General features: G+C 67.0%; 20 protein-coding genes and 1 tRNA gene. 7 read left to right on the top strand and 14 right to left on the bottom strand.

Annotated elements, in window-relative coordinates:
* Nucleotides 1–147 precede the first annotated feature (147 nt).
* Entirely contained in the window at nt 148–690 is a 543-nt protein-coding gene (locus HK401_RS08480) for a peptidylprolyl isomerase (RefSeq protein WP_181274219.1), read from the top strand.
* A 57-nt stretch (nt 691–747) separates the two neighbouring features.
* Entirely contained in the window at nt 748–1443 is a 696-nt protein-coding gene (locus HK401_RS08475; protein WP_181274218.1) for a rhomboid family intramembrane serine protease, read from the top strand.
* A 231-nt stretch (nt 1444–1674) separates the two neighbouring features.
* Here HK401_RS08475 and HK401_RS08470 read toward each other — a convergent pair whose 3' ends face one another.
* Nucleotides 1675–2349, bottom strand: coding sequence for a cell division protein CrgA (locus HK401_RS08470; protein WP_181274217.1), 675 nt, complete (start codon nt 2347–2349; stop codon nt 1675–1677).
* A gap of 226 nt (nt 2350–2575) precedes the next feature.
* Here HK401_RS08470 and HK401_RS08465 point away from each other — a divergent pair, with 226 nt between their 5' ends.
* The 4 genes from HK401_RS08465 to HK401_RS08450 all read left to right on the top strand — a co-directional run bounded on the left by HK401_RS08465 (nt 2576) and on the right by HK401_RS08450 (nt 5104).
* Nucleotides 2576–3694 (top strand): class E sortase, encoded by a 1119-nt coding sequence (locus tag HK401_RS08465; protein WP_309135937.1) that lies wholly within the window; start codon nt 2576–2578, stop codon nt 3692–3694.
* Between the two features lies 1 nt (nt 3695).
* Nucleotides 3696–3863, top strand: a complete 168-nt coding sequence (locus HK401_RS08460; protein WP_181274216.1) for a hypothetical protein — start codon at nt 3696–3698, stop codon at nt 3861–3863.
* The gene (locus HK401_RS08455) at nt 3860–4504 is read left to right on the top strand and encodes an anthranilate synthase component II (RefSeq protein ID WP_181274215.1); all 645 of its coding nucleotides are present in this window, start codon (nt 3860–3862) and stop codon (nt 4502–4504) included. Before HK401_RS08460 ends, HK401_RS08455 begins: the two co-directional genes overlap by 4 nt.
* 87 nt (nt 4505–4591) lie before the next feature.
* A complete protein-coding gene (locus tag HK401_RS08450) occupies nt 4592–5104 on the top strand; it encodes a GyrI-like domain-containing protein (protein ID WP_181274214.1) in 513 nt (170 codons plus the stop codon).
* A 30-nt stretch (nt 5105–5134) separates the two neighbouring features.
* On the opposite strand, the gene pknB is transcribed toward HK401_RS08450, so the two are convergent.
* The 7 genes from pknB to HK401_RS08415 form a co-directional block, all read right to left on the bottom strand.
* On the bottom strand, nt 5135–7033 hold the full coding sequence (pknB, locus tag HK401_RS08445) for a Stk1 family PASTA domain-containing Ser/Thr kinase (protein WP_181274213.1): 1899 nt from the start codon (nt 7031–7033) through the stop codon (nt 5135–5137).
* A 168-nt stretch (nt 7034–7201) separates the two neighbouring features.
* The gene (locus HK401_RS08440) at nt 7202–9022 is read right to left on the bottom strand and encodes a protein kinase domain-containing protein (protein ID WP_181274212.1); all 1821 of its coding nucleotides are present in this window, start codon (nt 9020–9022) and stop codon (nt 7202–7204) included.
* Nucleotides 9019–10488 (bottom strand): peptidoglycan D,D-transpeptidase FtsI family protein, encoded by a 1470-nt coding sequence (locus HK401_RS08435; RefSeq protein WP_181274211.1) that lies wholly within the window; start codon nt 10486–10488, stop codon nt 9019–9021. Before HK401_RS08435 ends, HK401_RS08440 begins: the two co-directional genes overlap by 4 nt.
* On the bottom strand, nt 10485–12086 hold the full coding sequence (locus tag HK401_RS08430) for an FtsW/RodA/SpoVE family cell cycle protein (RefSeq protein WP_181274210.1): 1602 nt from the start codon (nt 12084–12086) through the stop codon (nt 10485–10487). Before HK401_RS08430 ends, HK401_RS08435 begins: the two co-directional genes overlap by 4 nt.
* Nucleotides 12086–13528, bottom strand: coding sequence for a PP2C family protein-serine/threonine phosphatase (locus tag HK401_RS08425; RefSeq protein WP_181274209.1), 1443 nt, complete (start codon nt 13526–13528; stop codon nt 12086–12088). Before HK401_RS08425 ends, HK401_RS08430 begins: the two co-directional genes overlap by 1 nt.
* Nucleotides 13525–14043, bottom strand: a complete 519-nt coding sequence (locus tag HK401_RS08420; protein ID WP_181274208.1) for an FHA domain-containing protein FhaB/FipA — start codon at nt 14041–14043, stop codon at nt 13525–13527. Before HK401_RS08420 ends, HK401_RS08425 begins: the two co-directional genes overlap by 4 nt.
* Nucleotides 14040–14912: a DUF3662 and FHA domain-containing protein gene (locus HK401_RS08415; protein ID WP_181274207.1), complete on the bottom strand. Its 873-nt coding sequence runs from the start codon at nt 14910–14912 to the stop codon at nt 14040–14042. Before HK401_RS08415 ends, HK401_RS08420 begins: the two co-directional genes overlap by 4 nt.
* 398 nt (nt 14913–15310) lie before the next feature.
* On the opposite strand from HK401_RS08415, the gene HK401_RS08410 reads away from it, so the two are divergent.
* Nucleotides 15311–15394 (top strand) — tRNA-Leu (locus HK401_RS08410).
* 386 nt (nt 15395–15780) lie between these two features.
* Here HK401_RS08410 and HK401_RS08405 read toward each other — a convergent pair.
* Genes HK401_RS08405 through mvk form a run of 6 tightly spaced genes read right to left on the bottom strand, consistent with a single transcriptional unit; the run spans nt 15781 to nt 22512 of the window.
* Nucleotides 15781–17040 (bottom strand): hydroxymethylglutaryl-CoA synthase family protein, encoded by a 1260-nt coding sequence (locus HK401_RS08405; RefSeq protein ID WP_181274206.1) that lies wholly within the window; start codon nt 17038–17040, stop codon nt 15781–15783.
* Nucleotides 17037–18125, bottom strand: coding sequence for a hydroxymethylglutaryl-coenzyme A reductase family protein (locus HK401_RS08400; RefSeq protein ID WP_309135936.1), 1089 nt, complete (start codon nt 18123–18125; stop codon nt 17037–17039). The genes HK401_RS08405 and HK401_RS08400 overlap by 4 nt, the downstream gene beginning before the upstream one ends.
* A complete protein-coding gene (locus HK401_RS08395) occupies nt 18122–19339 on the bottom strand; it encodes an isopentenyl-diphosphate delta-isomerase (RefSeq protein ID WP_181274205.1) in 1218 nt (405 codons plus the stop codon). Before HK401_RS08395 ends, HK401_RS08400 begins: the two co-directional genes overlap by 4 nt.
* A complete protein-coding gene (locus HK401_RS08390; protein WP_181274204.1) occupies nt 19329–20423 on the bottom strand; it encodes a phosphomevalonate kinase in 1095 nt (364 codons plus the stop codon). The genes HK401_RS08395 and HK401_RS08390 overlap by 11 nt, the downstream gene beginning before the upstream one ends.
* Nucleotides 20420–21451, bottom strand: coding sequence for a diphosphomevalonate decarboxylase (gene mvaD / locus HK401_RS08385; protein ID WP_181274203.1), 1032 nt, complete (start codon nt 21449–21451; stop codon nt 20420–20422). Before mvaD ends, HK401_RS08390 begins: the two co-directional genes overlap by 4 nt.
* A complete protein-coding gene (mvk, locus tag HK401_RS08380; protein WP_181274202.1) occupies nt 21448–22512 on the bottom strand; it encodes a mevalonate kinase in 1065 nt (354 codons plus the stop codon). Before mvk ends, mvaD begins: the two co-directional genes overlap by 4 nt.
* Nucleotides 22513–22713 lie beyond the last annotated feature (201 nt).

Genomic DNA, 22713 nt, shown 5'->3' with positions numbered 1-22713 from the left:
GTGGTCAAGTGATCACTGCCCAGTCTACGGCCTACGTGCAAGCCCATGGTCAGCGGCGTCATCGAATTGTCTGCAGATCAGCTGACAGACTTGAGCACGCTCCGGTGTGAGACTGCAATCGAGACCACGTCGTGGAAGAATGAAGCCATGACTACAGTCTCAACGCACACAGCTGTCCTGCACACCAACCACGGTGACATCACCATCAACCTCTTCGGCAACCACGCGCCGAAGACCGTGGCCAACTTCGTCGAACTGGCCCAGGGTGAGCGTGAGTTCACCGATCCCTCGACCGGTGAGCCGACCAAGCGCCCCTTCTATGACGGTCTCGGCTTCCACCGCATCATCTCGAACTTCATGATCCAGGGCGGCTGCCCGCTGGGCACCGGAACCGGCGGCCCCGGCTACACTTTCGACGACGAGATCCACCCGGAGCTGCAGTTCGACCGCAAGTACCTGCTGGCCATGGCCAACGCCGGCAAGCAGATGGGTCGCGGAACCAATGGTTCGCAGTTCTTCATCACGACCGCTGAGACCCCGTGGCTCAACGGCAAGCACACCATCTTCGGCGAGGTCGCCGACGAGGCCTCGCAGCACGTCGTCGACGAGATCGAAGGCGTGCGCACCGCTGCGATGGACAAGCCGGTCGAGCCGGTCGTCCTCGAGAAGGTCGACATCACCTCGAAGTGAACTCACCGGCCGTGAGTATCCGCGCGGTCTGAGAATCGACATGGGTACCATGGTGTGATGGACACACCGGAAGAGGGCTCGGCACGGGAAACCGGCCGGGCCCTTTCCCTGTCCCCACCCCTGGTCACCCGCACGATCCTCATCGTCACGGTCGTTGCGTTCCTCGCCGAACTGGTGCCCGGCCTCAGCCTGCTCCACCGACTCAGCTTCGTTCCGGCACTCACCCTCGACCAGCCGTGGCGGGTCCTCACAGTCGCCCTCGTCCATGAGGAGCCCTCACCGTTCCACCTGTTTGCGAACATGATCGGCCTGTTCTTCTTCGGGACCTTCGTCGAACGTGCCCTGGGCCATTGGCGGTTCCTCATCGTCTACCTGATCGGCACGATGGGCGGATCGGCGATGGTGCTCGTTCTCGCCGAACCCTTCAGCAGCGACTGGGTGACCAACCACATCGGGGCCTCGGGCGCGGTGTTCGCCATCGTCGGCGTCCTGCTCGCACCGACTCGGCGCCTGGATAGGAACCTCACCGGCGTCGTGGTCTTCGTGGCGCTGAACTTCGGGTACGGACTCCTCGTCGAGGGAGTCTCCTGGCAGGCCCACCTCGGCGGACTGCTCACCGGCTTCGTGCTCGGCTGCGCCGCGCTGCTGGTCCCGAAGCGAGCGCGGAACACGGTGTTCTTCCTGACCGCGATCGGGCTCGTCCTCCTCATGGTGCTGGCCGGTGCCTGGAGGCTGTTCGGCGTGGGGCTGTAGGCCCCTCTGTTCGAGGGTGCGACTTCTACCAGATAAAGGGTGATTTGTGTGCACTTCACGGTGGAAGAAATGTTGTCCACAGGAGATATCCACATGGTGGATAACTTACACACGTGTGTTTAAGCAGGTCAGAAGCTCAAAATAAGTTTTCCACAAGCGACGCTCCCGGCTTGGGTATAACTCGTCGCTTGTGGATTGTGGATGGAGAGGTGACTGCGGCTGGGAGTCCGACTACCGCCAGCGGGTGGACATGATCAGTCCCGCGACGAAGAACGCGAAGCCGATGAGGATGTTCCAGTTGCCCCACGCTTCGACAGGGAAGGCGCCCTGGGAGACGTAGAAGGTGACGAGCCAGATGAGTCCGATGAGGAGCAGGCCGATGAGGACAGGCAGGAACCAGCTCGGGTTCGGCTTGATCGTCTGCTGACCCGACGTCGAGGTGTAGCTCGCGGTCTTGCGACCCTGCGGCCGCTTGGCCGGGTTGCCCGAACGCGAGGTGCGCTTCGCTGATGAACCCTTGGCCGAGGAACCCTTCGACGACTTCGCGTCGCTGCTCTTCGCGTCGCTGGCCTCGGACGACTTCGTGTCGGCCTTCTTGGCCGACTTCGACGTGGACGTCTTGCCAGCGGCGGCGGTGCCCTTGGACTTCTCGGCACCCTCGGTGTCGGCATCGTCCACGCTGTCAGCAGCATCGTCGGCGTTGGCCTCGACCGCGGTGGAGTCGTTCGACGACTCGTCGACCGTCTCTTCGGTCGCAACATCCACGGAATCCGTCTCGACAGCCTCGGTCTCGACGGCTTCTGTCTCGACTGCTTCGTCGATGGTCTCGGCCTGTTTGCTCTTGGCCGCCGACGACGTGCGCGAAGTGCGCTGAGGGCGCTGGGTCCGTCCTTTGGACTTGGCCACGAGTACTCCTTTGACGGCCGACCTCCGCTGGGGTCGCCGAGTGAATGGTTGGGGACAGTCGCTGACCAGTCTACTCGGGACGTGGGTCACTGCGAAAAACTCCGACTACCCTGAAAGCGCCCCGAGAGCGCTCCGAACGGGGATTCTCATAGGATAAGGTGCAAGGGGTGTCCCCGCTCGTCCCTCGGACAAGCCCCGACAACGCAGTGACAGTCACGGAGCAGAAGTGGTGAATAGTTCCTCCTCGGGTAACGAGCCGGGCGCAAATCCGCCCTCGCGACCCACTATCCGTCCTGCGCAGAGACAGCACCCCGCACCACAGGCCCCCGGGAACTCCCCCTACCCCGGCCCGGTCGATACCGCGGGCTCCGGCGACCAGCCCCTGCCCAGCCGCCGTGAACTGCGCCGCCGTGAGGCAGAGGCCGCCGCGGCACAGGGACAGCCCACCGCCCACTACTCCGACGCTTCGGACATGTACGCGGATCCCGACTACTCAGGCGTGGAATCCGGGCAGGCGACACAGGCGATGCCGCCCGCTCATCAGGGACCACCGCCCACCCGACGGGAACAGGCCGCCACGCGACGGAAGCGTCAGCCGGTCGAGCGGGAACCGCTCGGTCCCGTCCGCGGCACAGTGCGCACCTTCGGCGAACTGTGCATCACCGCCGGTCTCGTGCTCATCCTCTTCGTCGTCTGGCAGCTGTGGTGGACCGACATCGAGGCCAACCGTGACAACGAGAACCTCGCCGACCAGCTCACCGAGGACTGGGCGAACCAGGACCCCAACGAACTGCCCGATGACCCGGACGAACCCGTCGTCGCCGACCCGGTGGACAAGAACAGCGCCTTCGGGATCTTCTACATCCCGCGATTCGGCGACGACTACTACCGCACGGTGGCCGAAGGCGTCGACCTCGAACCCGTGCTCAACCGGATGGGCGTCGGCCGCTACCCGAATTCGGCGATGCCCGGAGAGGTCGGCAACTTCTCCGTGGCCGGCCACCGCGTCACCTACGGCAAGCCGTTCAACAAGATCGCGAACCTGCGCCCGGGCGACGAGATCATCGTCCAGACGAAGGACGGCTTCTACACCTACACCTTCCGCAACTTCGACATCATCCTCCCCGACGCCGTCGAAGTGCTCTCACCCGTGCCCGACGAACCCGACTACAAGGGCAAGGACCGGATCCTGACGATGACGGCGTGCAACCCGATGTTCTCGGCCCGGGAACGCTATGTCGCCTACTCGGAGCTCACGGACTGGACTCCGGCCAAGGACGGTCCGCCGAAGAGCATCAAGGACTCCAAGGCCTACGACAAGGTCAGCAAGAACGGTGGTGCCTGACATGTACGGATTCATCTGGCGACTGCTCCCCGGCAACTGGTTCGTCAAGCTCATCTTCGCCCTCATCCTCATCGCGGCGGTCGTCCTCCTGCTCATGCAGTACGTCTTCCCCGTCATCGCCCCCTACATGCCCTTCAACAACGCAACCGTGACAGATGGTGGCCAATGACCAAGATCCTCGTCATCGACAACTACGACAGCTTCGTCTACACGCTCGTGTCCTATCTGCGTGAGCTCGGGGCGGACGTCGACGTCGTCCGCAATGACGACATCCCCGCCGCCGAGGTGGCCACCACCACAAGCGCCTACGACGGCGTCCTCCTCTCGCCCGGGCCCGGTGTGCCCGCCGAGTCCGGAGTCTGCCCGTCGCTGCTGTCGTGGGCCGAGGGTGCGGGCATGCCTGTGTTCGGCGTGTGCCTGGGCCATCAGGCACTCGGCGAGGTGTTCGGCGCCGAGGTGACCCATTCGCCGGTCCTCATGCACGGCAAGACCTCCGTGATCACTCACGACGGCGAAGGCATCTTCTTCGGCTGCCCGAGCCCGCTGACCGTGACCCGGTACCATTCCCTGGCGATCGTCGACGAGACCCTCGACCTCGAGCGGTTCACCGTCACCGCCCGCACCGAGGACGGCATCGTCATGGCCATCGAACATCGGGAGAAGCCGCTGTTCGGCGTCCAGTTCCACCCCGAATCCGTGCTCACCGAATGCGGTTACCTCATGCTCGGCAACTGGCTCGAGGTGTGCGGACTGACCGGTGCCGCCGAAGCGGCGGCCGGAATGTCCCCGCTGGCGACCGCGATCGCCTGAGAATTCCCGCCGACCTCGTTCTTCGGGGTGTTCGCCGAAGTGGTTCCTCGTTAGGATCGTGTGCACAGCAATCGGGAGGAACCAACGATGTCAGAACCGAGCTACCAGAGGTCCGAGCCCTTCACCGAACTCACCGTCATCGAAGTGCCGGCGGCACCGGCCGCCGTCGTCGAGGGCAGAGACGTGGCCATGGACGATTTGCCTACCCTGTTCGACGAGACGTTCTCCGGGCTCTTCCCGGCCCTGGCCGAGGCGGGACTCGAACCCGCGGGGCCGGCCTTCGCCCTATACACGAAGCAGCCGAGCGAAACGGTGGATCTGCAGGTGGGGATCCCCACCTCGGCGGGACTGACCAACGCGCAGCCGATTCCCGGGGGACATATCGTCATCCCCTCCGAACTGCCGGCCGGTTCCATGGCCGTGCGCAGCCACCTCGGCGGCTATGACGCACTCGGTGAGGCCTGGGCTCAGCTGCTCCAGGACTCCGTATCTGCCGGGCATCATCCGGGCCTGCCGTTCATCGAAATCTACGTCACCGAACCCAGCCCGGAGGCGGACCCCGCGAGCATGCGCACGGACCTCTTCCTCAGCCTCGAGTGAGGCTGGTCGTCGCGTAGGCGACGTGGCTGCTCAGTTGCCGGACGCGTCGGACCAGCCGTCGAAGAAGCCGCCCGGGTCACCCATCGAATCGGTGTCCTTCTCGCCGTCGTCGCCATTGTCTCCGTTGTCGCCTCCGCCGTCGCTGTCACCGTCATCGGACGGCGAGGTCGGGATTCCACCGGGGATCGAGGGCATCGACGGTGAGGGCTCCGGCGGCTTCTTGGCCACCTTCACGGTGATCTCCGATCCCTGCTTGACCTCGCTGCCGCTGGTGGCGGACTGCTCGAAGACCTTCTTCTCATCGTGCTCGTCGGTCTCGACCTCTTCGGTCTTGCATTTGAGCTGGTAGTCATCGCCCTCGAGGGTCTTGCAGGCCTCCTTAGCGGACTTGCCGGTGACGTCGGGGACCTCGACCATGCCGGAGGAGACGACGAGATCGACGTTCGAGTCGACATCGACCTCCTGCCCGTCTCCGGGTTTGGTCTCGATGACCACGCCCTGCTCCACATCCGGTGAGTTCTGAGAGATGTGGGTGCCGGCCTGGAGCTTCGCATCGTTGATGATCTTCCGCGCGTCTTCCTCGGTCTTGCCGGAGACATCGGGGACCTTCACGGATTCGGGACCCGAGGAGACGATGAGCTTGACGATGCTGTCCTTGTCGACGGTCTGACCGCCCGGAGGATCGGTTTCGATGGCCTTGCCCTCGTCGACCTCGGAGCTGTACTTCTCATCTGTGTCGACCCTCAGTCCCTGTTTGATGAGCGCGGCCTCCGCCTCGTCGGCATCCATGTTGGCCACATCCGTGACCTGGACCTGGACGATCTCGGGCGGCTTGTTGATCTCGTAGACCCACAGTGCCACTGCGGCCAGGGCGAGGAGGACGAAGATGCTGCCGATCCACACCCAGGCCTTCGACCGCCTCTGCGGCGGACGCTCCTCCTGGTTCGTCATGATCGCGGACACGGGACCGGTCTCGGGAGCCGGCTCGGCTTCGGCATGCGCCATCTGCCCGGTCATCGGCGGGGCCATCATCGGGTAGGCCTGGGTGGCGTCCGCGTCGTCGTCAAAGCTCATGGGGCGGCCGTCGCGGGCGGCGAGCACGTCCTCACGGAACGTGTAGGCGTCCTGGTAGCGGGCGTCGCGGTCCTTGAGCAGCGCGTGGAGGACGAGCCGGTCGACGGCCGGGGGAACGTTCGGGTTGTAGAAGCTCGGCGGCTGCGGGGTCTCGCCGACGTGCTGGTAGGCCACGGCCAGCTGCGAATCGCCGACGAAGGGCGGACGACCGGCCAGCAGCTCATAGAGCAGGCACGCGGTCGAATAGAGGTCGGAGCGGGCGTCGACGACCTCGCCGCGGGCCTGCTCGGGGGAGAGGTACTGTGCGGTGCCGACTACGGACTGGGTCTGCGTCAGACCCGAATTGTCCTTGAGTGCTCGGGCGATGCCGAAGTCCATGACCTTGATGTCGCCCTCGGGCGTGAGCATGACGTTCGCGGGTTTGATGTCCCGGTGGACGATGCCGTTGCGGTGGGAGTACTCGAGCGGGGCGAGGACGCCGGCGATGACGTTGAGCGCCTCGTCGACGGTGAGAGTGCCGTGCTCGTTGAGCACCTCGCGCAGGGTCTGGCCCTCGACGTATTCCATGACGATGAAGGGCACGGACACGGATGAGCCGCCGGATTCGACGAATTCCTCCTCACCGGAGTCGTAGACGGAGACGATGCCGGGATGGTTGAGTCCGGCAGCTGACTGCGCTTCACGTTTGAGGCGAGTGTGGAACGAGGGATCGCGGGCGAGATCGGACCGCAGAAGTTTGATCGCGACGCGACGACCGAGTCGGTTGTCGACGCCCTCGTGCACTTCCGCCATGCCCCCACGGCCGAGGAGCGCACGAATCTCGTAACGCCCCGACAGCACCTTGGGTTCAGTCATTGATGTCCTCCGCTAATCTCACCCGTTCGGTGGGTTCATTCTCACCCGAACCGGGTTGAGCTCTCAGTATTTCAAACTCTTCGCTTCTCTTGCGCGTTCAGTGTCTGCTCATCGCCAGGATCTGCTCATCGCCGCTGTTCCCAGCGGAATCGCCGGTGGCGTCCGAGTTCAGTTGCCATTGTCCCCGTTCCCGCTGTCGTTCGAATTCGCGTTGCTCGAGCCTCCGTTGTCCGAGCCCGAGTTGCTGGACGAGCCGTTGTCCGAGCCGTTGTCGGAGTTCGACCCGTTGCTGTTCGAGTTCGAGTTCGCGGAGTCGTTCGACCCATTGTCGTTGTCCGATCCGGAGTCATTGCCGTTGTCGTTGCTGCTCTGGTCTGAGTCCGAGGAGCTCGATGAGTCCTGATCGGAGCTCGATCCGTTCTCATCGGAGCTCGAGCCGCTGCCGTTCGAGGAGTTCGACGAACTCGAGGAGTCCGAATCGGAGCTCGACTCCGAGTCATTGCCCAGACCCGGATCGGATCCCGTGTCTGTGGTCGGTTCCGGCGCGTCGGCAGGACCGGCGGAGATGTAGAGGGTCACGGTGTCGCCCTCTTCGAAGGTGTAGCCGTTGTCGCCCTCGCCGACGTCGGCGACGGTGCCCTCGGTCCGATCGGAATCGATCTCCGTGGTCTCGACCTTCAGGCCCTTGTTCTCGAGGTTCTGTGTGGCCGAGGATTCGCTCAGTCCGATGTAGTCGTTCTTGTCGATCTCGATGGTCTTCGGGGCCTGAGAGGTCGGCGCCGAGGTGGACGGCTCCGGTTCGGGTTCGGCATTGCCGCCGCCGAGGAAGAACCACAGCAGAGAGCCGACGGCGATGAGTGCGATGATCGCGAGGATCCAGATGAGGACGCGGCCTTTGTTCGACTGCTTGTCCTTGTCCGGGTCCGTGCTCAGCGCGTCCGTGTTCTGCGGGTCGTTCGGGTCGAGTTCCCCCACACCGGCGGCTCCTGCCGCTCCCGCGAAACCGGCGGCCTGGTTGTTCGGGTAGACCTGGGTGGCGTCGTTGGCCGCGGTCACGGGCATCGCCTTGGTCGTGGGCACCGGCTCGGGGTTGTTGAAGACCTGGGTGAGCGCCTCGGAGGCGGCATTGCCGTGCCGCATCTGCGGGACGAGCTCCTCGGCACCGGCGACGTCGCCGGCCGAGAGCGCCTCAGCGGCCTTGGCGACCTTCATGGCGTCGGCGGGCCGGCGGTCGGGCTTCTTCTCCAGCAGGCAGTCGACGAAGCGGCGCAGCGGTTCGGAGACCGTGTCCGGCAGCGGCGGGTGCTGCTGGTTGACCTGCGCGATCGCGATGGCGACCTGCGAGTCCCCGGTGAAGGGACGCTGTCCGGCGAGTGCCTCGTAGGCGATGATGCCGAGCGCATAGAGGTCGGATCCGGGGCCCGACCCCTTGCCGGTGGCCTGTTCGGGGGCGAGGTACTGGGCGGTGCCCATGACCTGACCGGTCTTCGTCAGTGGGGCCTGATCGGTGACGCGGGCGATGCCGAAGTCGGTGATCTTGACCCGGAAGTCCGGGGTCATGAGGATGTTTCCGGGCTTGATGTCGCGGTGGATGACCCCGACCCTGTGCGCGGCGCCGAGCGCCTGCGCGGCCTGGGAGACGATGCTCAGGGTATCCGTCTCGGACAGGGGTGCGCTGCGTTCGATGATGGCCGACAGCGCCTCACCGGGAACGTACTCCATGACCAGGTAGGGCGAACCCTGCTCGTCGCCGTAGTCGTAGACGCCGGCGATGCCGGGATCGGAGACCCGCCCCATGTTCTGCGCCTCGGCGCGGAAGCGGGCGAGGAACGTCGATTCGGAGAGGTATTCGTCCTTGAGGATCTTGGCCGCGACCTCACGGCCGAGCACGGAATCCACACCCTTCCAGACCTCGCCCATGCCGCCGACGGCGATTCGGGAGGTGAGCTTGTATCGGTTGCCCAACAGGGTGCCTTCAACGGGTCTCATTTCTCGACCACCGCTTCCATCATGTTCTTGGCGATCGGTCCGGCGACCGTCGCTCCGTAAGCTTCGTTGCCCGCGTTTCCGCCGTTCTCGACGACCACCGCGACCGCGATCTTGGGATCGTCGGCCGGGGCGAAGGAGATGAACCAGGCGTGGGGTGCCGCACCCGAGGCATGCTGGGCGGTGCCGGTCTTCGCGGCGACCTTCGTGTCGCCCATCTTCGCCACCGAGGCGGTGCCGTCGGTGACGACGCCCTCCATCATCTCGGTCAGCTGGTCAGCGGTGTCACCGGAGATCGGCCGGGACTGCTGTTTCGGACGCGTCTCTTCGATCGGCTCGAGAGTGTTCGCGTTGAGCACCCGGTCGACGAGCTGGGGCTTCATCATCTTTCCGCCGTTCGCGATGCTCGCCGTCACCATCGCCATCTGCATCGGGGTCGATCGGACCTCGTACTGGCCGATCGCCGACTGCGCCAGCTGGGGCGGATTGAGATCGGAGGGGAACGAGGACGGAGTCACATTGAGTGGGATCTCGAGATCCTGGCCGAAGCCGAACTTCTCCGCCTGCTTCTTGATCGCGTCCTCACCGAGGTCCATGCCCAGGGAGGCGAACGAGGTGTTGCAGGATTCGGCGAGTGACTGGGCCAGAGTCGGCTTGCCGCCGTTTCGGCAGGCCCCCGGATGGGAGTTGCCGATCGTCGAGGTCGTCTGCGGAAGGTCAAGGCTCGCGGGTCCGTTGAGTTCCGTGTCCGGCGTGTAGTCCCCGGATTCCAGCGCAGCCGCGGCGTCGATGACCTTGAAGGTCGAGCCGGGTGGGTAGAGGTTGCCGCCGATCGCGCGGTTGTACGCGGGCTTGCCGTCGGCGGCTTCGAGGTTCTTGAACGCCTGGGCGGCTTCGGTCGTGTCGTGGTTGGCCAGCGCGTTGGGATCCCAGCCGGGCGTCGAGGCCAGGGCGAGGATCTTCCCGGTCTTCGGGTCGATCGCCACGGCCGCGCCGTTCTGGTTGCCGAGTCCGTCCACCGCGGCCTTCTGGACCTTCGGGTCGATCGTCAGCTCCACGGCCGCGCCGCGGGGCTGCTCGCCGGTGAAGAAGCTGCCGACCTTGTCGTAGAACAGGGCGTCGGAGTCACCGGAGAGGTAGTCGCCGGTGGCCCGTTCCATGCCCGAGGCTCCGGACACCACCGAGTAGTACCCGGTGATGGCCGCGTACGCCGAGGGGTCGAGGCCTTCCGATCCGTACTTGCGCTGGAACTTGTACTTGTCGTCGACGGGCTCCGAATAGGCGATCGGGGTGCCGTCGACGAGGATCGGGCCGCGGTCGCGGGCGAGCTGATCGAGGATCCGACGGTTGTTCAGCGGATTGTTGTTCAGCGAATCCGCGGTGACGTACTGGACCCAGCTCGTCGATCCGAACAGGAGCGCGAACATGACGAATCCGACGACGGCGATATGCGTCAATGGCTTCTTCATCGTTCACCTCCGTTGTTGCGTCGGCCAGTGTGGTTCGGTTCGGCTGAGTGGTGGTCGGCAGGGTCGTAGTCGTCCGCGGAGGTGAGGTCGGTCGTCGGTGCTTCGCGATCGGCGCGACTGAGGTTCGTCGTGGGCGCATCCTCGTCGGTATGGTTCGCCGAGGCGGCCGATCCGACCGCAGCCCCGGTTCCGACCGCGGCCGGTGCGGTCTTCTTCGCCGGCTCCGGGTCTTCGGTGATCCTGAGGACGCCGGTGTGGAAGTCCTCGACGGGGCGCCGGGCGTTGTCGGAGATCCGCAGCAGAAGGCCGATGATCATCCAGTTCGCAATCAGCGAGGAGCCGCCCTGGGCAAGGAACGGCGTGGTCAGACCGGTCAGCGGGATGAGGCGGGTCACGCCGCCGACGACGACGAAGACCTGCAGGGCGATCGTGAACGACAGTCCCGTGGCCAGCAGGGTGCCGAAGCCGTCGCGCAGCTGCTGGGCGGTGCGGATGCCGCGCTGGAAGATGAAGAGGTAGCAGAGCAGGATGACGAAGAGGCCGGCCAGGCCGATCTCCTCGCCGAAGCTCGCGTAGATGAAGTCGGATTCGGCGTAGGGGACCATGTTCGGCCGACCCTCGCCGAAGCCGGTGCCCACGAGCCCGCCGTTGGACATGCCGAACAGGCCCTGGACGAGCTGATACGAGCCGCCGAACTCCTTGTTGTATTCCTCCGCGGTCAGGGCATTGAGCCAACCGTCCACACGCTGCTGCACGTGGGTGAAGAGGAAGGTCGCGGCCACCGCACCGGCGGCGAAGAAGCCGAGGCCGAGGATGATCCACGAGACCTTGGAGGTGGCCACATAGAGCATCGCGACGAAGAGGCCGAAGAACAGCAGTGAGGTGCCGAGGTCCTTCTCGAAGACGAGGATGCCGACGCTGGCGACCCAGGCGATGACGATGGGTCCGAAGTCGCGCAGTCGGGGGAATCGGATGCCGAGGATCTTCGGTCCGGCGGCCACGAGCTGATCCTTGTAGCTGACGAGGTAGCCGGCGAAGAAGATCGCGAGCAGGATCTTCGCGATCTCGCCCGGCTGGAAGGACATCGATCCGACGCCGATCCAGATGCGCGCACCGTTGATGGTCTTTCCGAGACCGGGGATGAGCGGCAGGAGGAGGAAGAGGAGGGCTGCGAAGCCGGACACGAAGGTGTAGCGGCGCAGCCAGCGATGGTCACGGACGATGAAGATCACGGCGATCGCCAGGCCCACGCCGAGCGTCATCCAGATCAGCTGAGTCATGCCCGAACCGAGGTATTCCTTGCGGCCGAGGTCGACGCGGTAGATCATCGCCAGACCGAGTCCGTTGAGCAGCACCGCGATGGGCACGAGGACGGGGTCGGCGTACTTCGCTTTGATCCAGACGACGATGTGGATGGTGAGTCCGAGTGCGGCCAGCCATCCTGCGTAGCCGTAGACGTTGGCCGGGATCGTGCCTTCGACGCCGAGCCCCACGAGCGCATAGGCGACGGTGGCGATGGCGATGGCGAGGATGAGCAGACCGAGCTCGGCCAGACGATAGGGCCTGGGACGCGCGGTCTGCGAGGGGGCCTGGGACATCACTGCGACTCCCGGGTGATGGCATCACTGGGGTCTGCTGACTTCGAGTTCGGCGGTGAGGGAGCCGGATCGGTCGGGCTCGTGGAGTCCTCGACGTTGCCCGAGACTCCGCTGGTGCGCTCGGCTTCCTTGCGCAGATTGTCGATGATGCGTTCGGCCTCGTCCCGGGAGTTCGCGGGGATGGAGCCGCGCAGACGATCCTGCGAATACGTGTTGAGGCTGCCGACCTCGATGTCGGTGGTGTCCTCGAGGCGACTCAGCTCGATGGGGCCCAGGGTCGTGTCGAGGCCGCGGTAGAGGGAGACCTTGCCGTCGTCATCGGCGACGTAGTACTGGTTGCTCACATAGTTGTAGGCGAAGAATCCGCCGACGGCGAGGGCGATGATGACGATTCCCGTGATGATCCAGCCGAGGTAGGACCTTTTCTCGACCTCGTCTTCGAGGTCGTCCTCCTCATCTTCCGAAGTGCCGGCGGCCGCGTCGGCGGAACCGGTGTGCAGCGGCTGAGTCGTTCCGTCGCGGGCCTCATCGTCGTCGTCACCGGACACTGCCTGCAGGGGCACGGTGTCGGTGGGAATGTCGCCGTCCCCGTAGTTCGGGTGGGCCTCGGTCGGTGCCTCCGCCTCGGTGTCGGCTCCGATCGCGGCATAGCGGGGATTGAGGTGGACGGATCCGACGGAGACACCGGCAGGGGTCTCCACCTCTCCTTCGAGCACGTCGCCGACGACGACGGTGACATTGTCGGCCCCGCCGCCGGCCAGGGCCAGGTCGATGAGCTGGCGGCAGGCCTCGTCGGGGTCGGCCACCTCGGTGAGGACTCGGGTGATGTCGTCGAGGTCGGCGAAGCCGGTCAGCCCGTCGGAGCAGAGCAGCCAGCGGTCGCCGACCTGGGCCTCGCGCAGGGACAGATCGAGATCGGGGGAGGCGCCGACGTCACCGAGGACCTTCATCACCACGGAGCGCTGCGGGTGGGTCTCGGCCTCCTCGGCGGTGATCCGGCCCTCGTCGACGAGCATCTGCACGAAGGTGTGGTCGTGTGTGATCGGCTGAAGCTTGTCATCGCGGAGCACATAGCCGCGGGAGTCGCCGATATGGGCGAGTGCGAAGCGGTTGTCGGGTGCGCGCAGCACCGCGGTGACGGTGGTGCCCATGCCCGCGAGTTCGGGCTGTTCCCCGACGCCGCGGACGATGCGGTCGTTCGCGTCGAGGATCGAGGTGCGCAGGATCTCCAGGGCGTCCTCGCCGCCGGGTTCGCGATCGAGTTCGGCGAGCCTGGCCACCGTGATCGCCGAGGCGACATCTCCTCCGGCGTGCCCGCCCATACCGTCGGCGATGAGCAGGAAGTTCGGACCCGCGTAGCCGGAGTCCTGGTTGTTCTTACGCACGAGCCCGGTGTGCGACCGGGCTGCGGAACGGAGGGTGATGGTACCGCCGGTCGTCACGATTGGGTCTCCAGGGTCGTATGTCCGATGGTGATCCGCGTGCCGATGCGCAGCTGGATGGGTCCGGTCATGCGTGAGCCGTCGACGATGGTGCCGTTGGTCGATCCGAGGTCCTCGAGCAGCCAGGCGCCGTTCTTCGCGGAGATGCGGGCATGGTGGCTGGAGGCGAAGTCGTCGTTGATGACGATCGTGTTGTCGGGGGCGCGACCGAAGGTCACGGGTGCCCCGGAGAGCATGAGGGACTGACCGGCCAGAGGGCCGTCGGTGACGCGGATGGTGCCCGGGTGCGCATGTGCGGCCGGCGCGGGAGCCTGCCGGGATGCGGGAGCCGGAGTCGGCGGGGGTGTCGGGGCGGACGCGGAGCCGCCTCGGCGAGATTTCCGGCCTCCCCGCTTCGCACCTGCGCGCCGGGGCCCGAAGATGTCGCGGCGGAGGACCCCGGCGACGCCTAAGACGAAGAGCCAGAGGATGACGAAGAAGGCCAACCGGAAGACGGTGACGGTGAATTCGCTCACTGGGCGTCCCGCTCGCTCTCGTGATAGTGGACCTCGGCCTCACCGGCGAGGAGGACATCGCCGTCGGAGAGGTTCGCCGAGGTCAGCTTGCGTCCGTGCAGGAGTGTGCCGTTCGTCGAGCCGAGGTCGTTGGCGGTGGCGTGGTCGCCTTCGACGATGATCTCGAAGTGGCGACGGGAGACGCCGGGATCATCGATGACGAAGTCCGAACTCGACGAGGAGCGGCCGAAGGTGTTCGTGCCCTGGCGCAGCATCTGGGAGCGACCGTCGATGGTCACGCTCGCCTCGATGGCTCGGGCGGGTGCCGGTGCCGGGGCCGGACGGGCCGCGGGATTCGACCGCGCGGGGGCGACCTGTGCCGACCGGGCGGGTTCCGGGGTGCGGCGCGGAGTCACGGGACGGGAACCGGAATTCGGGGACTCGCCGACGATCGGGTTGGCACGCGAGACCGGGTCGTAGCCGCCGCGGTTGGCCGGCTGGGCCGCCGGGGAGCCGTCGGGGCGTTCGGTCGAGGACACGACACGGTACATGCCGGTGTCGAGGTCATCGGCCAGGGAGAAGTCGACGGAGACGGGGCCGACGAAGCTGTAGGCCTGCTCGACGGCGTGATCGCCGATGACCTGTCGGAGGTCGGAGCGCAGCTCGGACTCGAGACCGGAGAGGCGGTCGAAATCGGTCGGCGAGAGTTCGATGGTGTAGTGGTTGGCCGTCAGGGTCCGGCCGCGGGAGACCACGGCTGCCTTGTTGTCGGCCTCGCGGCGCAGAGCTCCGGCGAGTTCGACGGGCTCGACCTGTGATCGGAAGGCCTTGGCGAAGGCGCCGTTGACGACGTTCTCCAGCCCCTTCTCGAAGCGATCGAGTATCCCCATGGCACCTCCTCATCAGGTGTTGCCGGTCGTAGGCGAACTCTTCGCCACGCAAGTCTGTCGCCTCTGACCAGGAAGTCCCGGCCGAGCACAGTCTGGGCACATCAACACCCAATCCTAACGCGGTGAGGCTCTCAACTCACGTCACGCATGTTCTCGGGGCCACAATGTGCTGGGATTCCCGGCGCACGTCCAGGCAGGAATGAGGAGGTTGGGACGGCGTCTGGGGCAGGGGCGCGCTGGGCGATTGCGGACGTGTGGTGTGTTCGTCCGTCGGCAGCGACCGGTGCCTTCCTGCCGTGAGAGACGGTGCCGAAATGTGAAGGTGGACACGTTTTCGTCCGATCGGTCGCCTCGGTTTCCTGTTTCGGCGCCCTCGATGCTAGAGTTTTCTCTTGTTCGCGCGAGTGGCGGAATTGGTAGACGCGCTGGCTTCAGGTGCCAGTGGCCGCAAGGTCGTGGGGGTTCAAGTCCCCCCTCGCGCACAGCGAACGACAAGCCCCTCACTGGGACCCGCACAGGGTTCGGTGAGGGGCTGTTTCGTGTTCGCGGATAGTTCTCTGTGGTTTCGGCACACTTTCGGCCGAGGAGCCCAGTTCCGAACCTGGGCTGCTCGGCCTCAAGTGTGCCGGAATGCGTGGCGCTCGCGGGGGAGAGCCACCGTGTGCGAGAAGTGTTCGTTCAAGCCGGGGCGCGTCGATCGAAGCGGAGCGCGGTCGAAACTCGTCGTTCAAGCGGGAGCGCACTTTTCGAGCCGTGTACGACTCGAAAAGTGCGCGCCGCCTTGAATGACGGGAGATCGTGCGTGAAGTGACGACGAGGGGGCTGGATCTGGCGCGGTGGCTGGCACTGTACCGACCTGAGTTCGGCCTCAGCTGCGTTCGTAGACGCGAGCGCGGCCCTTGACCCCGGCGAAGCGGAACGGCGCCGAGGTGACTCGCGGGGTCTCGACATCGTCGGCGCTTCCGAGCACCGTGGAGTGCAGCGCACGGTAGGCCTCGACGCTCAGCGGGACGCGGGCATCGAGGGCCTCCGCGACGTCATCGCGGCGCGACCGCGAGGCATAGCCGGGCAGGACGCGTCCGGTGAAGAACTCGCTCGCGCTGCCCGAACCGTAGCTGAAGAACCCGATCCGACGCCCTTCGAGGTCGTCATCGTGATCGAGCAGGGCGGCAAGCGCTGCGAACACCGAGGCGGTGTAGGTGTTGCCGAGACGGCGGTTGTACAGCGTGCTCGTCGCCAGGCCCGTATCGCGGGGCGTGCCGGGCGCCTCCCCGGCGGCGCCCTGTCGATCGGCCGATGCGGCGTCCTGCGAGCCCACCCGTGCGACGCCGTCGGCACCGATCTCCGGGAGGTCGCAGCTGAGTTCCTCGCCGGCATGCTGCCCGAGGTGGAGCTGGGCCTTCTTCGCCATCTTCGTGAACGGCTGGTGGTAGAGGATCCGGTCGATCTCGGCAAGTGCCGGTCCTCCCTGCTCCTGCAGGTCGTCCCACGCCCCGGACAGAGCGTCGAGGTACGCGGTGACCGAGAGTCCGCCGTCGACGATCGCCGTCGTCGAATCGTTGGGTCGCCAGAAATCGTCGACGTCGGCGGCGAAGAGACCGGAGACCTGCTCGATCTCGATCAGCCGCGGATCGGCGGAGACGAGCATCGCCACGGCACCGGCACCCTGCGTGGGCTCACCGGGGGAGTCGAGTTCGTAGCGGGCGACGTCGGAGGCGATGACGAGCACGCGCTCGCCCGGGTTGCGGCTGACGATGCCGATCGCCGCCTGCAGCGCGGCGGTTCCCGCGAAGCAGGCTTCCTTGAACTCGGTGACCCGGACCTGCGAGGGCAGGCCGAGCAACTTGTGCACGGAGATCCCCGCGGCCTTCGACTGGTCGATTCCCGACTCCGTGGCGAAGAGCAGAGTGCGAATGCCCTCGGTGCCGCATCGTTCGATGATCGGGGCAGCCGCGGCCGCACCCATCGTGACGGCGTCCTCGTCGGGGGCGGGGAAGCTGAACTGATCCTGGCCGAGTCCGAGGCGGAACTTGTTCGGATCGGTTCCGGTCGCCTCGGCGAGGGTGGAGAGGTCGACCACGTGGTGCGCGGTGGCCAGTTCGATGTCGTCGATGCCGATCGGTCTCATGCGGCTTCGCCTTCCTCTCCTCGTTCCATGTCAGCCTTGCGTTCCATATCCAAGTGGGTGGACATGAGCTCACCCGGGTTCGTCTGCGCGGCCAGCAGGGACAGCTCCCCGCAGAGCACGGTCGCGGCCATGAGCGCGGCCAGGCGGCGCGAGTTCGCACCGGGCTCGCGGTCCTCGCGGCAGCCGAGTCGCTCCAGCGCCTCGTCCACGTGCGGCAGGTCCTTGCCGTTGCCGACGGTGCCGACGATGAGGTGCGGCAGCGTGGTCGAGAAGTACAGGCCCTCGGGACGGGCCTCCGCATACGTGATGCCCTGCGAGCCCTCGACGATGTTCGCCGCATCCTGACCCGTGGCCAGGTAGAACGCGAGCAGCATGTTCGCGTAGTGCGCATTCGCCGAGCGCAGCGCACCGGCGATCGTCGAACCGACGAGGTTCTTGCGGATGACGAGCTCCGTCATCTTCTCCGCGCTCGTTCGCAGGCGGCGCTCGACGACCTCGTGGGGCAGCAGGATCTCGGCGACGACGTTGCGCCCGCGACCGAGGATCCCGTTGACGGCGGTGGCCTTCTTGTCCGAGCAGTAGTTGCCCGACACCGAGCCGTAGTCGAGCCCGAGCCGCCACGACAGGATCCGCTCCATGAGCGTGTCCGAGGCCTGCGTGACCATGTTGTGGCCCGAGGCGTCGTTGGTGCGGAACGCGAAGCGGACGAAGAGGAGGTTGCCGACGATCTCCGGGTGGATCTCGATGAGTCGGCAGTGGTTGGAACCGGCGGCGACGACGTCCTCGAGTTCGGGCATGCGGTGCCGGATGGCCTGCGCGGCCGCCTCGGCGCCGATCGCGGATTCCGCGACGAAGAGGACCGACCGGGTCATCCGCTCGTCGACGATGACGGTGCGGATGCCGCCGTCGATCTCGCGCGAGATCGAGGCCCCGCGGCCGACGGAGGGCCACAGCGGGGTTTCGTACGTCGCCAGGGGCACGGCCACCTCGGTGTGGGTGCCGGCCGGGGCCAGCGCATCACCGCTGACCCGCAGGGGACCGACCCAGCTGGTCGGGATCCCGGTGGTCGTGATCTGCTGATTCACAGCTGATTCCTCCTCGAATGGTCATCGGCGCTCGGGTGGGCATCGGAGCGGTGCGACAGCGCGGTGACGTCGATTCCGCGCAGTCGGCAGAATTCGCCGAGGCGGCCCCGCGTGAGCACGTCCGTGGCCGTGAGATCCGCGGACCGCTGCGCCCCGAGCAGCGCGAACAGTGCCGAAGTCTGAGTCTGCCAGGTGCGGATGAGTTCGACGAGTCCGTCCGGTCCGTGGTCGAGCACCGTCTGCAGGAAAGTGCCGGCGACGCCGACGGCGCGAGCCCCGCAGGCCAGTGCCTTGACGACATCATAGGGGTTGCGCACCCCTCCGGAGGCCAGGAGGACGCGGGATGAGACGGTGTCGCTCACGGTGGCGTCGTCTCCCGCGTCGGCGTCTGCCCGCTCGCCCGTCCATTCGGGCGGGGCGTCGAGCAGGCAGGCCAGGGCGGACTGGCCGAAGCCGGTGAGCATGGAGAAGTCCTCGGCCGGTGAGCGGTCGTTCTCGATGCGCAGGAAGTCCGTGCCGCCGGCGCCGGAGACATCGGCGAAGCGCACGCCGATCTCGGCGAGCTGGATCAGGGTGCGTCGGCTCAGCCCGAAGCCGACCTCCTTGACGACGACAGGGACGGGGCAGGCGGCGACGATCTCCTCGAGCCCTGACAGCCAGGTGGAGAAGTCGCGGGTGCCCTCGGGCATCGCGGTCTCCTGCACCGGGTTGATGTGCAGCTGGAGCGCATCGGCGCCCAGCAGCTCGACGGCGCGACGGGCGTCATCGGCGCTGCGCCCGGCACCGAGGTTGCCCATGACGAAGCCCTCCGGGTTCTCCTCACGGATGACGGTGAAGCCCTTCGCCGCCTCGGCGTCGTCGAGGGCCACGCTCATCGAGCCGCAGGCCATGGGCAGACCGGTCTCGGCGGCGGCGATGGCCAACTCCCGGTTGATCTTCGCCGTGGTCTCGGTGCCGCCGGTCATGCCGTTGACATAGAAGGGGGTCGGCCAGGTCCAGTCGCTTAAGTTCACGCTCAGGTCCACGCGCTCCGGACTGGTGCCCGAGAGCGCATGGTGGACGAACTCGAGGTCGTCGAAGTCGGTCCGCCGCGGGCCCTCGGTCTGCTGCGCCGAGGCGAGGCGGACGTGGTCGTCCTTGCGGGAGGCGCGGGAGGCCTTGGTCGCGGGCGACTCGGTTGCCGGGGTCCCAGAGTCGGGGGTCTCAGAAGTCATCGATCTCGCCTTCCTCTCGGTGCGTTCCGAGGTGCAGGGGACGGATGCCCTCGGCCTCCCAGCCGGTGAGGATGGAGGTCGCCGCCGTCTCGTCCTTCTTCGTCAGTGCGATGCCGCAGTCGCCGCCGCCGGCTCCCGAGGGCTTCGCCGCCGCACCGTGGTCGACGGCGATCTCGCAGAGTCGACGCAGCGTGTCGGTTTCGATGAGTCGGCCCGAGGTCTCGTCGAGGCGTTGGAGCAGGGCCCGGGCGGCGCGGATGGTAGAGAGGGCGCGGTCGGCATCGTCATCATCGCAGGCGGCGGTGAGGTCGTCGACGAGCGTATGCGACTCGGCGGCGAAGGACGCGAAGGGGCGCGGCCTCTCGTTCTTCGGGGTGTGGACGCGTTCGACGAGGTGCTCGGTCGACGCCGGCGAACCCGTCCAGCCGACGAGGAGGTCGAGCGAGCTCGGCGGGGTGAGCCGTCTGGCCGAGCAGCCTGCCCAGCCCTGTCCGGTCATCGCCGAGACGAGGCCGTGGGCCTCGCGGTGGGCGCGCAGTGCTGCCCGGTCGGGGGACGAGTAGCGGATCCACCCGCCGAAGGTGCTCGCGGCGAGGTCGCCGCCAGAGGCGTTCGGGGAGATCGCGATAGTCGCGAGCAGCGCCAGCTTGAAGCGTTCGGTGGGCGTGAGCCCGAGGGAGTAGAACCGGTCGAGAGCGGCGATCGTGGCCACCGTCACCGCTCCCGAGGAGCCGAGGCCGAACTTGCGACCGTCGGCGTCGTCGAGTTCGCTCGAGATGTTGAGATCGAAATAGCGCGGTGCCGCACCGCGGGCAGCCCGCAGCTCCTCGACGGCGGCGATCGCGGAGAGCACATAGTCGGCAGGACGGTGTTCGAGGACGATGGCCTCGCCGTTCTCCTTCCGCCGCCACACCAGCGGGGCCTGCCCGTATTCGCTCGAATGGATCCGTCCGGCGCCTTCGCTCTCGGTCAGGCGCACCGTGATGCACCGGTCGACGGCCACGAGGACCGCCGGCTGGCCAGGGGAGACGACCGCGTACTCACCGGCGATGTAGAGCTTTCCGGGCGCCCGGGTCTCGATCATGCCCGGCTGCCTTCGCCCGCGACAGGGCTGTCTGCTGCGGCAGCGTTGTCTCCTGCGGCAGGGACTTCGTCGGCATCGGTGAGCAGATGGGCGCCGGGCCCGGGACCGACGACCCGCACATCGCCGAACGCGGAGAGCTGCCCGGCCAGAGCCTCGGCCTCATGGGGCCGGACGATGACGGCGACGTTCGGACCGGCATCGGCGGTCGAATAGGCCTCGATCCCGGACTCACGGGCTTCGGCCACGGCGTCGAAGATCGCGTGGCTGGTCGGGTTGAGGAACCGGATCGGGGGAACCGTGGACTGGATGAGCCCGTGCATGCGCAGGGCGTGGGACTCGGTGATCTCGCCGATGCGGGTGAAGTCTTCGGCGGCGCAGGCGGCGACCATCTGCGTGAGATAGTCCTCCGTCGAGGACACCCACCCGGAGTAGAACGGTGAGGTCGCGGCGGTCAGACGCATCGCCTCGCGGGAGGACACGGCCTTCCGGGCGCGGTTCACGGTGACGATGATCATCCGCATGTCCGGTGCCGTGATCGATTCGGCGAAGGAGGAGGCGTCGTCGCCGGCATGCCACACAGCCATGCCTTCGGCCACGGACCGGCAGGCCGATCCCGAACCCCGGCGGGCCAGACGACTGAGGTCCCTGGCGTCGAGATCGAGGTCGAAGGCCGCGGCGGCCGCGGTCGCCAGGGCCGCGAAGCCCGAGGCCGAGGACGCCAGGCCCGCACCCGTGGGCACGGAGTTCCGCGAGCGGACGAGGACGCGGTCCTCGCGTCCGGCGAGGGCGCGGACGTGATCGAGGAAGACGGAGATCCGTGAGGTCTGTCCGCCATCGGCCACTGCGCCGTCGAGCTCGAGGACGTCAGCCTCGGCGTCGGGGGCGGGCACGACCGTGGTCGTGGTCTCGAAGTGGTCGAGGGTCAGCGAGAGGCTGCCCGCTGCGGGCAGGATGAGGTCCTCGTCGGCCTTGCCCCAGTACTTGACCAGGGCGATGTTCGGATAGGCCCGCGCCGTCGTCGCTCTCATGTCGGTCTGACCTCCGTCGTCCAGGTGCGTGGTGCTCCCGCGGCGCGCATCGCATCCGCGAGCTTCTCGGCCTCCTCGTCGCCGTCGGCCAGGGCCAGCACGCAGCCGCCGAGACCGCCGCCGGTGAGTTTGGCGCCCTTGGCTCCGGCCGCGGTGGCGGCGTCGACGAGAGAGTCGAGCGTCGGAGTCGAGACGCCGAGGCTGCCGAGCAGTTCGTGCGCCTCGAGCATGTGATGGCCGATCGTCACCCGATCACCGGCGCGGATGTCGTCGACGGCGGCCTCGCTGAGTGTGGCGAGACGGTCGATCATCGCACCGACGCGCACCGGATCGGCGTCGTGCCGGGCCCGGACCCCTCCCACGGCCTGCGCGGTGGAACCGGGCCGACCGGAGTCGGCGAGGACGAAGACGAGCGGAGAGCCGACCTCGATGGGACGGGCGGAGTGGTTCTGGAACCGGATCGGCCAATCGGCGGCCACCGCCCAGGCGTCGATGCCGCTGGGCCGGCCGTGGGCGACGGTCTCAGCCGTCTGGACGATCCCGTGGAGTGCCGCCGCATCGATGTCGACTCCGCGCAGATTCGCGACGGCGCGGGCGATGGCGGTGGCCACGGCGGCCGAGGAGCCCAGGCCGCGGCTGTGGGGGATGCCGCTGCGGATGCGCAGCTCGACAACAGGGTGCGCGTGACCGGACTCAGAATCGTTGTTCGTCGAGTCAGCACCGTTCTTCGTTTCGCCGTCTGCGTCGGCGGTGGCCGCGAACGCCGCCTCGAGGGCGGCGACGACCGGGCCCATGCCGGCCGGGGCGGTCGAGACGGTGCCGGAGAACAGTTGGGATTCGATGCGCGATTCGGGCCCGGAGATCTCGAACAGGTCCGCCTGGACGCCGAGGCCGTGGAGCGGAACCGCAAGCGCAGGGGCACCATAGACGACGGCATGCTCACCGAAGAGGATCGCTTTCGCGTGCGAGTGACCCTGCGCATCGGGGATCGTGACGATCGGCTGAGTCTGCGTCGTGGGGCCGTCGGCAGGGCCGGGTTCGGTCAGTGGAGGATTCGGCATGCAGATGAGTTCCGGGGTCGGGGCGCGGCGTGGGTGGAGCCGCCTAGATTCGACGCAGCCGGGAATCGGGTGCGGTTCTGCGTTTCGGTCATGACCGTCCCATCATATGCCGAACCCCCGCCACGGCCGAAGACGAGGGGCATCTCAGGTGGGTCAGTGTTGCCAACGCCACTGTGCGGTCTGAGGCAACTGTGCCGTGCG

The organism is Brevibacterium oceani, from assembly GCF_013623835.1.
GTDB classification, from domain to species: domain Bacteria; phylum Actinomycetota; class Actinomycetes; order Actinomycetales; family Brevibacteriaceae; genus Brevibacterium; species Brevibacterium oceani.
The sequence above is the reverse complement of the archived record's forward strand: the minus strand, read 5'-3'. Positions and strand labels throughout refer to the sequence as shown.